Source organism: Allorhizobium borbori, assembly GCF_014196535.1.
In the GTDB taxonomy this organism is placed as follows: domain Bacteria; phylum Pseudomonadota; class Alphaproteobacteria; order Rhizobiales; family Rhizobiaceae; genus Ectorhizobium; species Ectorhizobium borbori.
In genome coordinates this window covers 325,014-336,064 of record NZ_JACIDU010000003.1, presented here as the reverse complement: position 1 = coordinate 336,064, position 11,051 = coordinate 325,014, and the positions used below count along the sequence as shown (strand labels likewise).

The 11,051-nt window shown below is 60.7% G+C and carries 12 protein-coding genes; 5 read left to right on the top strand and 7 right to left on the bottom strand.

All coding sequences use genetic code 11. The annotated features are described in order from the left end of the window. Window positions 1-189: 189 nt before the first annotated feature. Window positions 190-651: a MarR family winged helix-turn-helix transcriptional regulator gene (locus GGQ66_RS05720; RefSeq protein WP_183790334.1), complete on the bottom strand. Its 462-nt coding sequence runs from the start codon at window positions 649-651 to the stop codon at window positions 190-192. Between the two features lie 154 nt (window positions 652-805). Beyond that, the gene (locus GGQ66_RS05715) at window positions 806-1,132 is read right to left on the bottom strand and encodes a thioesterase family protein (RefSeq protein WP_237358796.1); all 327 of its coding nucleotides are present in this window, start codon (window positions 1,130-1,132) and stop codon (window positions 806-808) included. 240 nt (window positions 1,133-1,372) lie between these two features. Between GGQ66_RS05715 and GGQ66_RS05710 the strand changes: the two genes are divergently transcribed. Both GGQ66_RS05710 and GGQ66_RS05705 read left to right on the top strand, forming a co-directional pair. Next, on the top strand, window positions 1,373-2,770 hold the full coding sequence (locus GGQ66_RS05710; RefSeq protein ID WP_183790332.1) for a DegQ family serine endoprotease: 1,398 nt from the start codon (window positions 1,373-1,375) through the stop codon (window positions 2,768-2,770). Window positions 2,771-2,846: 76 nt separating this feature from the next. Further along, window positions 2,847-4,160 carry a replication-associated recombination protein A gene (locus tag GGQ66_RS05705; RefSeq protein WP_183790330.1) on the top strand — a complete coding sequence of 438 codons (1,314 nt, stop codon included), beginning with the start codon at window positions 2,847-2,849 and terminating at the stop codon, window positions 4,158-4,160. 6 nt (window positions 4,161-4,166) lie between these two features. Here GGQ66_RS05705 and GGQ66_RS05700 read toward each other — a convergent pair whose 3' ends face one another. After that, window positions 4,167-5,171: a ketopantoate reductase family protein gene (locus GGQ66_RS05700; protein WP_183790327.1), complete on the bottom strand. Its 1,005-nt coding sequence runs from the start codon at window positions 5,169-5,171 to the stop codon at window positions 4,167-4,169. A gap of 160 nt (window positions 5,172-5,331) precedes the next feature. Here GGQ66_RS05700 and GGQ66_RS05695 point away from each other — a divergent pair, with 160 nt between their 5' ends. Then, window positions 5,332-5,574, top strand: a complete 243-nt coding sequence (locus tag GGQ66_RS05695) for a hypothetical protein (protein WP_183790325.1) — start codon at window positions 5,332-5,334, stop codon at window positions 5,572-5,574. 130 nt (window positions 5,575-5,704) lie between these two features. On the opposite strand, the gene GGQ66_RS05690 is transcribed toward GGQ66_RS05695, so the two are convergent. The 4 genes from GGQ66_RS05690 to GGQ66_RS05675 form a co-directional block, all read right to left on the bottom strand. Beyond that, window positions 5,705-6,409 (bottom strand): transporter substrate-binding domain-containing protein, encoded by a 705-nt coding sequence (locus GGQ66_RS05690; RefSeq protein WP_183790323.1) that lies wholly within the window; start codon window positions 6,407-6,409, stop codon window positions 5,705-5,707. A 119-nt stretch (window positions 6,410-6,528) separates the two neighbouring features. Further along, window positions 6,529-7,290 (bottom strand): aldolase/citrate lyase family protein, encoded by a 762-nt coding sequence (locus GGQ66_RS05685; RefSeq protein ID WP_183790321.1) that lies wholly within the window; start codon window positions 7,288-7,290, stop codon window positions 6,529-6,531. Between the two features lie 8 nt (window positions 7,291-7,298). Further along, window positions 7,299-8,081 carry a 2-oxo-hept-4-ene-1,7-dioate hydratase gene (hpaH, locus tag GGQ66_RS05680; protein WP_183790319.1) on the bottom strand — a complete coding sequence of 261 codons (783 nt, stop codon included), beginning with the start codon at window positions 8,079-8,081 and terminating at the stop codon, window positions 7,299-7,301. A 51-nt stretch (window positions 8,082-8,132) separates the two neighbouring features. After that, entirely contained in the window at window positions 8,133-9,023 is an 891-nt protein-coding gene (locus tag GGQ66_RS05675) for a dioxygenase family protein (RefSeq protein WP_183790316.1), read from the bottom strand. 248 nt (window positions 9,024-9,271) lie between these two features. On the opposite strand from GGQ66_RS05675, the gene GGQ66_RS05670 reads away from it, so the two are divergent. Together GGQ66_RS05670 and GGQ66_RS05665 are read left to right on the top strand one after the other, a co-directional pair. Further along, entirely contained in the window at window positions 9,272-10,006 is a 735-nt protein-coding gene (locus tag GGQ66_RS05670) for a GntR family transcriptional regulator (protein WP_183790315.1), read from the top strand. Window positions 10,007-10,020: 14 nt separating this feature from the next. Next, complete coding sequence (locus GGQ66_RS05665) at window positions 10,021-10,866, top strand: sugar phosphate isomerase/epimerase family protein (protein WP_183790313.1); 846 nt, start codon at window positions 10,021-10,023, stop codon at window positions 10,864-10,866. Window positions 10,867-11,051 lie beyond the last annotated feature (185 nt).

The following is an 11,051-nucleotide window of genomic DNA, read 5'->3' as shown; positions in this document are numbered from 1 at the left end:
CCCCGCTGAAAACATGCGAGGGAAAGTTGGAACATGGGTCAATTCTCAATGGAAATATCAGGCAACGCCGGGTCAGTTCTCAGTGGCAATCAACACACTGTCGAAAGCCAAAAGAGGGTGAGCGTCGCCAGCGCTACGGCGCCGGCCACGGGGTGAAGCTTCTTCATGGTCTTGTCCTTCAGGGGCGCGTCAGTCCGACGGACTGAGCGTCTGCAACTCGTCTTTGAGCGTTTCAAGGCATGCAATGGTTTCGGTAATCCGTGTGTCGGGCAGGTTCACCGCAAGGATTGCGGCCAGACGTGACCATTCGGTCATCACCTCCGCATAGGCGGCACGGCCCTGATCAGTGAGCCATGCGAGGCGTGCCCGCTTGTGGGCGGGATTATCCTGCATCGTCAGCATACCGACCTGTTCCAGATCGTTTGTCACGCGCTGCACGGCCTGTCGCGTCAGCCCCATCAATCGCGCGATCTGGGCGACCGTCAGTGGTTCCCCTGCGAGAGTGAGCGTGCCGAGAATCTGCCAGCGGGCGCTGGTCAATCCCTGACCTGCGCCGATGCGGTCACCGGTCGCAATCAGTGCGCCGTGCACGCGAAAGATCGCGAAGGAAAGGGCGTCAAGTTGGGTGTTGAAAGTGAGTTTGGGTTCCATGCGAATGCCATCGCATATTGACAGCATATTGTCAATATTGGCAACATGCTGTCAATTATGGTGCATATTATTCGATGTTGGCGCTGTTCAGGGCGTCTGCCTTCCTGGCAAGGCCGGATTTGAACTGCTCCCAATTCACCACGGCCGCGTCCGATCACGTCGACCTCATCACGGGCCACCACATCCCAGATCCTTCGATGGAGGTGACGGTGGCCTCGACAGTGACGGTCTGACCGGGCAGGGTGGCGGCTTCGTGCGTGACATCGATCAGCACGCCGAGACAGCCTTCACCCTCTTCCAGTGCCGGTTTGAGTGAAAGGATACAGGCCCATTCCATCAGGCCCACCATATAGCCTGTAGCGAAGACCTCGGGAATCTCCTGAAACTCGGCGCTTTCCGGGTAGAGGAAGGGCACCGTCTTCTCACGCGTGACGGTGAAGCTGTGGCTGGTATGGTCTCCGATGGTGAGGATGGAGCGCATGCGGGTTCCTCCGTGGTTCTCCCGCCGGAAACCTTACGAAGAGTTCATGTGGTTGCAATGGGGGCTTCCACTCTTCAGCCTCAATCCCTATCTAGGTGGCAAGGACGAAACCTGCGGAATCGTTGAGGAAACGCGGCGGGTATCAAGGCAATTGAGGTCAACTGTCAGAATTTTGCATCGTGGCGTGTCCCGTGTACGGCACGATCCGGCAAAATCATCGAACGTGAAAAGGCATTTTCCATGCAGCCAATGATCAAACGCGGCTCTCTTCTGGCCTTGGCGCTCGTCCTGTCCCAACCTCTCGGCGCGCTGGCGCAGGAGCGGCGCGTGCCGGAAAGCCGGGCGGATGTGCAGGCTAGTTTCGCGCCGCTGGTGAAGAAGACCGCTGGCGCGGTCGTCAATGTTTATGCCGAGAAACAGGTGCAGAAGCGCGTTTCCACGGGCGACCCCTTCTTTGACCAGTTCTTCAGCCAGCGCCTGCCCAACCGCACGGAAAAGCAATCCTCGCTCGGTTCGGGCGTGATCGTGTCGGATGGCGGTCTCGTTGTTACAAACAACCACGTCATCGAGGGCGCCGACGATATCAAGGTGGCGCTGGCCGATGGCCGCGAGTTCAAGAGCACCGTATTGCTGAAGGATGAGCGGCTGGATCTCGCAGTGCTGAAGATCGAGGCGAAGGAAAAATTCCCGTCCCTCGCCATCGGCGATTCGGATGCGCTGGAAGTCGGCGACCTCGTGCTGGCCATCGGGAACCCCTTCGGCGTCGGCCAGACGGTGACGAGCGGTATCGTTTCGGCGCTCGCCCGAAATCAGGTAGCGCAGGGCGATTTCGGCTTCTTCATCCAGACGGACGCAGCCATCAATCCCGGCAATTCCGGCGGTGCGCTGACCAACATGAGCGGCGATCTGATCGGCATCAACACCGCGATCTTCACACGCGGCGGCGGCTCGAACGGCGTCGGCTTCGCCATTCCCGCCAATCTGGTGAAAGTGTTCCTGGCGGCGGCCGAAAGCGGGGCCAAGAGTTTCGAGCGGCCCTATATCGGTGCCGGCTTCGAACCGGTGACCTCGGATGTGGCCGAAGCGCTGGGGCTCGACCGGGTGCGCGGCGCGCTGGTCGTCAAGGTCGTGCCCGGCGGGCCTGCGGCTGCGGCAGGCCTCAAGGCTGGCGAGATCGTCACCGCCGTGAACGGCATTGCTGTGGAGCATCCTGACGCGCTGGGCTATCGCCTGACGACGGCGGGCCTCGGCGGTTCGGCTCGGCTCACCGTCATCGAAGGCGGCAAGGAACGGGAGTTGACGCTGAAGCTCGATACCGCCCCGGAAACCGTGCCGCGCGATGAGACGGAAATTCAGGGCCGCACGCCGTTTACCGGCACGCGCGTCGCCAATCTTTCCCCGCGTCTGGCTGGTGAGATCCGGTTGCCGGCGGAAAAGACGGGTGTCGTCGTCACCGCGCTGAAGAACAGTTCGCCCGCCGCCCGCCTTGGGTTCCAGCCGCGCGATATCATCGTGTCTATCAACGGCACGGCCATTGCCTCGGTCAAGACCCTGCAGGCCGTGCTGGAGGATGATCCGGGCTTCTGGCGCATTGAAATCGAGCGGGACGGACAGCGGCTGACGCAGTTTTTCCGTTGAGAAAGCCGCCGGAAAAGCGGACAGTCCCGGTGAAAGGTGCCGCCGCCCGCAGTGAAGGGCGGGGCAGGAGGCGTGCATGAGCGATCTGTTTTCCACTCAGGAGCCAGCGGCCATGGCCGACAAGCGGCCTTTGGCAGAACGCCTGCGCCCGAAAAACCTCGGTGAAGTGTCCGGGCAGGCGCATCTGACCGGACCGGACGGTGCGCTGACCCGCATGATCGAATCGGGATCGCTCGGTTCGATGATCTTCTGGGGCCCGCCCGGCACCGGCAAGACAACGGTGGCGCGGCTTCTCGCCGGCGAATCGAATCTCGCCTTCGAGCAGATTTCGGCGATCTTCTCCGGCGTCGCCGATCTCAAGAAGGTGTTCGAAACGGCCCGCGCCCGGCGCATGTCGGGCCGCCAGACCCTTCTGTTCGTAGACGAGATCCATCGCTTCAACCGCGCCCAGCAGGATAGTTTCCTGCCGGTAATGGAAGATGGCACGGTCATTCTGGTCGGTGCCACCACCGAAAACCCGTCCTTCGAGCTCAACGCCGCTCTTTTGTCGCGGGCGCGGGTTTTGACATTCCAGGCCCATGACGAGGCGAGCCTTGCCGAGCTGCTGACGCGGGCCGAAGAGGCCGAAGGCAAGCCGCTGCCGCTGGATGATGATGCCCGCCTTTCGCTGGTTCGCATGGCTGACGGCGATGGCCGGGCCGCGCTGACACTGGCCGAAGAGGTTTGGCGCGCTGCCCGCGCCAATGAAGTGTTCGACACCGATGCGCTGGTGCGTGTCGTGCAGCGCCGCGCCCCCGTTTATGACAAGGGGCAGGATGGCCACTACAACCTCATTTCGGCGTTGCACAAGTCCGTTCGAGGTTCCGACCCCGATGCGGCGCTCTATTATCTCTGCCGCATGTTCGACGCCGGCGAAGACCCGCTCTATCTCGGGCGGCGGCTTGTGCGCATGGCCGTGGAAGACATAGGTCTGGCCGATCCACAGGCGCTGGTCATCACCAATGCCGCCAAGGATGCCTATGACTATCTGGGTTCTCCGGAAGGTGAACTGGCGCTGGCTCAGGCCTGCGTCTATCTCGCGACCGCGCCGAAATCGAACGGCGTCTATATGGCCTACAAGGCTGCCATGCGCGCAGCCAAGGAAAACGGTTCGTTGCTGCCGCCCAAGCATATTCTGAACGCTCCGACCAAGCTGATGAAGACCGAAGGCTATGGCGATGGCTATCGCTATGATCACGACGAGCCCGACGCCTTTTCCGGTCAGGACTATTTCCCGGAAAAGATGGGCCGGCGGACCTTCTACGATCCGCCGGAACGCGGCTTCGAACGCGAAATTCGCAAGCGCCTCGACTGGTGGGACAAGCTGCGGCGCGAGCGCAACCGTACCTGATCAGGTTCAGGCCGTGCGGCGGTTTTCTTCGTCCAGGCGCACGGTGAGCGCATAGGTCGTGCGGCAGGTCGGTACCGGCACGCTCGCCATGCGGGCGAGTTCGATGACCATGCCGAGAACCGAAACGATTTCCAGCGGTCGCCCGGCCAGAAGGTCCTGCAGCATCGAGGTCCGGACATCCGGGATCGCGCGCGAATCCTCCAGCCGCTGGTCGACGTCAATCGCAAGATTAACACCGAAGGCGGCGGCAACGGCCTTCACTTCCCGCATGATGTCGCCCATCGTGGCAACGATGGCCGGATCGGACAGGAGCGGCGCCATGGTCGCCCGCGTCAGCGCGCTGACGGGATTGAACGCCGCGTTGTTCATCAGCTTCGTCCAGATTTCCGCCCGGATTGCGGTTGTTGCCTCGCCGACGAGGCCGCAGCGGTTGAGAAGCGCAGCCACTGTTTCGATGTCGGCGCTGGCGGAACCATCCGGCTCGCCGAGGATCAGCCGTTTCTTGTGGTAGAGGTGGATCGTACCCGGCTCCACGACTTCACCGCCCTGATAGGCGACGCAGCCTATGATCCGCTCCGGACCAATGAGCCGCCAGAGGGTGCCGCCGGGATCAAGGGCTTCCAGTTGGGTGCCGGCATGGGCCGGATCGGGGTCGCCGTGGAAATACCACCAGGGAACGCCGTTCAGGATCATCACCACCCGCGTTTCCGGTTTGAGCAGGGTGGCGAGCCCTTCCGCAGCCGCCGCAAGCTGGTGACCCTTCAGCCCGGTGATGACGAGATCCTGAGCGCCGAGTTCACGCGGGTCGTCGGTCGCCGTCAGCCGGTGCACCTTGGGTTCGTCCACGCCATCCTCGATGATCGTCAGACCTTTTTCGCGCATGCGGGCAAGGTGCGCCCCGCGCGCGACGGCGCTGACTTCGGCTTCCCCGGCAAGGCCGCTGGAAAATTTGGCGGCGATGGCGCCGCCCAATGCCCCGGCACCGTAAATGCAGATATTGCGAAAGGTCATGACTGTTTCCCGGTGGACGAACGATTCGTCTCTACACTGCCACGGGCAGCCGCAGGCGTCTTGTCTGAAAAGCATCGACAGAGGTGAGGGAACCCTTTTCCGGCGTGTCGCGTTGAACATTCAGACTCGGAATTGTCCGATGCAGACCGGGAGACACATCATGAGCACAAATCTCTTCATTGGCGCCATGGTCGGCTTGATGGTCAACGCCGTCATCTTCGGAATTGGCCTCATTCCCATTCTCGCCATACCGGCGCTGGCCGATATCGCCAAATACCTCATCCCCGCCTGGGTTGTCGTGACCTTCGCAATCACGCCGTTCATTGCGCTCGCCATTGCCCCGCGCCTGCGCCTCAGAACCTGGCGCGCGCGTGGCATGAAGGGCGATATCATCAGTGGTTGAGAGCCGAGCCCGAAAATAAAAGCCCCGGAGGTTTTTTCTCCGAAGCTTTGAAATTTTCGACTTAGGTCACGGATGGTGGCGGCGAGGTCCACATCCGGATCAGTACGACGTCGGTCTTTGGTGCTCCGTTCTAGACGCTACGGCTGCTGCCGACAGTCGATGCATCGCCGTCGTGGCCAAACCTTTCGGAGAGGACATCCTGGATGACTTCGGCAGCCGCGACGTTGCCGCGGCGCACTGCCACGCCCTGATCGATGACGAGGAAGCTGCCCGTCAGAACTCGATACGCGTCGTTGGCGCGAGCGATCCCTTCGAGCGTGGGTCTGATCCCGGCAAGCGCTTCCAGTTCTTGCGTCGAGAAGAGTGTGAAGGCCTCGCCGGGGTTCGCCGTCCGGATTACGGTGGCATGTTCAAGGCAGCCTGACAGGAACAACTCATAGGCGGAGCCTGATGCGGCTACGATCCGGACGTCAGGGATATCGATTGCATGGGCGTCAACGAGAGGGGACGCTGCCGGAACCAGGCAGGTTGCCTCGATGGTGAAGTAAGAACGGGAAAACTGCAGTTTTTCCTTTCGGCTCGCCTCGATCGCAAGGAAACACATGTCCCATTCGTCACGATCGGCGGCCTCATAGACCTTGCCAGCCGATGCGTAAGTGACGAACTCGACCGGTACGCCGAGCTTCTCGCCGACGGCGTTGGCGATGTCGACCGACAATCCTTCGAGCCCTCCGCGATCTGGATTACTCCTCGCCAGGGCCGCGTTCCCGAGATTGATCCCGACCCGGATCGCTCCCCGTGGGGCAAGTTCTGCCCGTGCCTCTTCGATCGTCACGACCACTCCTCCTGCAATTCGTCCCGAAGCATTGCCGGACGTGCCTGGCAAAACGTCTGTTCCAGCCTGGATATGCAAGCCACGCCCGAGCGTGCGACCGCTCGGGCGTGGCCCGCCTGTCAGTCGAATGTTTTCCTGAGGTTTTCCGCGCCTCGCGCCATCAAACCGAGATCAATCCCGACCGCCGTGAACAGCGTTCCGAGTTCGATACATCGCTTCGCGAAGATCGTATCAGTCGTCAGGATTCCCGCAGGCTTGCCGGTGGCGCGGATACGACCTATCGCCGCTTCGACGACCGAGATCACTTCCGGATGTCCGGGTTCGCCAGGATGACCGAGGCTTGCGGCAAGATCCGCCGGGCCGATGAAGATGCCATCAACCCCATCGACGGCGGCGATTTTCTCGATTTCCTCGACGGCTTCGCCCGTCTCGACCTGTACCAGCAGGCAGATCTCTTCCGACGCCCGGCGAGCGTAGTTCGCAACCCGTCCGAAACGGCTGGCGCGGGTCAGACCCGAAACGCCACGGATGCCCTCCGGAGGATAACGGGTCGCGGCTACCGCGGCGGCTGCCTCTTGTGCCGACTGGACATACGGGACCAGCAGGGTCTGGGCACCCACGTCGAGGAACCGTTTGATGAGGATGGCATCGTTGCTCGCGGGCCGGACGACGGCCGAAACCGGATAGGGCGCGGCGGCCTGAAGTTGCGGCAACACATCAATCGGGTCATTCGGGGAGTGTTCGGTATCGAACAGCAGCCAATCGAAGCCGGCACCCGCGTTCACTTCAGCGGCAAACGATCCCGGAATCGAGCACCACAGGCCTAGCTGATGCTGACCCGATGCGATTGCGTGCTTGAACTTGTTGACAGGTAAATCCATGGCAGACCTCACACGAACGAAACGCCGATGCCGCCAAGCGGGCCGTAATCGACCTGGATGACATCGCCAGCCTTGATATCGACGGGGCGGGTGAAGGAACCCGCCAGCACGATCTGTCCCTTTTCCAGCTTGCTGCCGACCGCATGCAACTTGTTCGCCAGCCAGGCGATCCCGGCGGCCGGATGCCCCATGATCGCGGCGGAAACGCCGGATTCCTCGATGACCCCATTCTGGGACAGGGTTGCGCCGACCCAGCGGATGTCGGTGTCGAATGGTCGCACCGGGCGGCCACCGACGACGATCGCGCCAAAGGCGGCGTTGTCGGCGATGGTGTCGGTGATGGAGCGCGGCACCTCGGTGCGGTAATCGATTATTTCGAGGGCCGGCACGACCAGTTCGGTGGCCCGCAGTACGTCGTAGATCCGCACGCCGGGGCCGCTCAGATCTTCGCCCATGATGAAGGCGAGTTCGACCTCGAGGCGCGGCTTGATGAACAGGTTCGCAGGGATTTTTGCGCCGTCATTGTAGAGCGCATCATCGAGGATCCGACCATAGTCCGGCTCGGTCATCTTCGAAGCCTGCTGCATGGCACGCGAAGTCAGGCCGATCTTGTGCCCGACCATGCGGGCACCGGCCGCGATCCTTGCCTCAGCCCAGAGATCCTGAATCCGATAGGCATCCTCGATCTCCATGTGGGGAAATGTCTTGCTCAACTGCTGGACGGGCTTCAGCTCCCGTTCTGCCTGCAGCAGGCTGTCTGCACCAAGGCGGCGCTCCTCATCGGTCATCATGGCTGTTTTCCTTCATGCGGGATTATCGTCGTACGGGCATGCGGCCCGTGGTCATTTGATGGGCGGCCTCGGGAGCACGGCCTCGCCGGGCTCCATCACATAGACGTAGTCGAGCGAGTACCAGGGGGCGGAAACGTCGGGCAATGTCGGGTGAGGTGTGTCGTGCTTGACGAAGTCACCGATCAGCGCGCGGGTCACGCCGAATTGCACGTCATCCTCGATGTGCGGATCGTTCGGGTCATAGACCTGCGAAATCAGCACTTTGTATCCCTGCTTCAGGATCAGGGCATGGAGGTGGGCAGGGCGCATCGGGTGGCGGTTCTGCGCCTTCAACAGGCGACCGACAAGGCCATCGGTCGGAATGGGATATCCGATCATCATGACGGATGAGAACCAGAAGCGGCCGTCCTCGTTCGTCATGAATTTTCCACGCAGGTTATATTCGGCCTGCTCCGGGTCCTGATTCTCATAGAGCCCGACGGGGGAGGCGTGCCAAACGTCCACTTCAGCTCCGACGATCGGATTGCCTGACTGATCGACAACCCGGGCGTTAACGAATAGCGGGTTGCCGGGCGTGTCGGAGCGCACGATGGATCCGCCATTCTCGACGCGCGGAGAATTCAACCGCCAGAAAGGTCCGAGCAGAGATTGTGAAGTCTCGGTGTTGCCCTTGTCGCCATTGTTGAGAAGGCACACCAGCGAGGACACACCAAGCGATCCCGCCATCAGAACCGCTTCGTTGTGGGTATCGCTTGAAAGCTTGCCGATCTCATTGATCACTGCGGCCGCCGTGCGGAATTCTTCTTCCGTGAGCCTCACCTCGCGAACGAATTCATGCAGGTGCCTGACCAGTGACATCATGATCACGCGAAGCCTTGGGTCCGTGGTTTGTTGCATGACGGCGAGAACGGCCTGCGTCACGTCTTCCTGTTTTTCGATCATGTAGGACCTCCCCATCGTTTTTCGCGATCATGAACATAATCGATTATTTGTCAATCGACGTTGTCGAGCATTGTGGCCGCATGCAGCTTTGAAATACAAAGTTTCAAATAATTTCATATGTCTATTGGGGATTATTTTTATACGTCACGCTTGAAGCTTGTTCTTATGGAAATGATTGACAGAAATAATCGTTTATCGTACTCGATCCTTATCAAGTTCGATGGTGGCAAAAGGGAAGTTGGCCGCAAATGACCGATCTGACGGGCAGACCTCAGGAAAAGGATGAAAACCTTCTCGGGTCCGCCGTCCTTATCGACGACGGCAAGAACACGATGGCGAGCCAGTTGATGGATCGCCTGCGTGAAGCAATCGTGTCGGGGAAGTTGCCTGCTGGCTCAAAGATCAATCTGTCGAAGGCGAGCACGCTTTTCAATGTCAGTCTCAGTCCACTTCGGGAAGCGCTGGCGCGTCTCATATCCGATGGACTTGTCGAGTTCGAGGATAACCGCGGCTATCGTGTCGCGCCCGTCTCGCTCGGAAATCTCGAGGAGGTGACGGCGCTTCGCGAACAGTTCGAAACCTACGCCCTTGCGGAAAGCATTCGGGTCGGGGGTATCGAGTGGGAGCGTAACGTGATGCGCGCGCTCCACAAGATGAATCGTACCGAAAGGGACGCATCTCGGCCGGAGACCCTCGAGCTTTGGGAGGCGGCACATCGCGAGTTTCACCTCACCCTGATATCCGGGTGTGGGAAGCCGCTGCTGCTGAAGTTCTGTAGCGTCATGCTCAACCTCAATGACAGATACCGAAGGACGTTCCTTGCCGAAACCTCGGGCGACCGGAGCGTTGCAAACGAGCACAGCGAAATCGCGCAGGGCGCGGTGGCGGGCGACACGGAATATGCCTGCGCCAAGCTGCGTGAACACATTCACAGAACAGGTAGCAATCTGCGGCGCCATCTCGCCGAGAAAAATATCGGCTGAGCGGTCGAGGGAGGATGCTCGTGGAATCCATCAACTGCGGGAGTAGAAGGTTGGGCCTTGCCCATTTTTCGGCCATAGACGTTGCTCCGGCGGACTTTATCACTCTTGCTGCCGCGGCTGGATTCTCGGCGGTGGGATTACGCCTGAATCCGGCATTTCCCGGAGCTCCATCCTACGAACTCAAGCCCGGATCGGCAGTGGCGAACGAGGTAAAGCGTCGTCTCGAAGGCGAGGGGATTGAGGTCTACGATATCGAATTCGTGGTCGTCGGCCAGGATTTCCAGCCCCACGCCCTGCTGCCCGTGCTCGAAGCGGCAGCCAATATCGGCGCAAAAAGGGTGAGTGTTTGCGGCGACGACGCTGAAACTGGCCGCTTTACCAATAATCTTGCGGCTCTATCCGACCTTGCGGCTTCGCTTGGATTGTCGATCGATCTGGAGAACATGGGGTGGCGCTCCGTTGCCACCTTCCAAGACAGTGTTCGAGCCATCCAAAAGGTTGCGAGACCTAACGCCTGTGTGTTGGTCGATGCCTTGCACTTCTATCGGAATGGCGGCGTGACGGAGGATCTTGTGCCCGCTCTGGACGTCGTCCGCAGTGTTCAGCTTTGCGACATTCGTGGCTCAAGACCAGCCACGCCCGAAGAGATGGTGAAGGAGGCGCGTTCGGGGCGTTTCGCTCCGGGTGAGGGCGAACTGCCTCTGATTGACTTTGTTCGCGCGGTTTCAAAGGTGGCGACATTCTCCGTCGAAGTCCCGATGGCAGGCGGAGTGGAGCCGGGAGAGCATGCCTCGCATCTCTTTGCTGCAACGAAGCGGATTCTCGATCTCGCGGACCAGCCATCGATCGTCACGCGATGAAAGTCATGGAAAGGATCGCCGAGAACCGGCGATCTCCCCGGTCAGGATCCTGAGTTGAGCGCCCGGGTGACCTGCGGATTGTCGCCGAAATCTCAAATGAATGGTCGGAAAGGCCGGTAACCCAACGCCGGTTATGCTTGCCACCGGGGCAAACCGAGTTCCCGTGCGGCCCTCAATCGTATCTC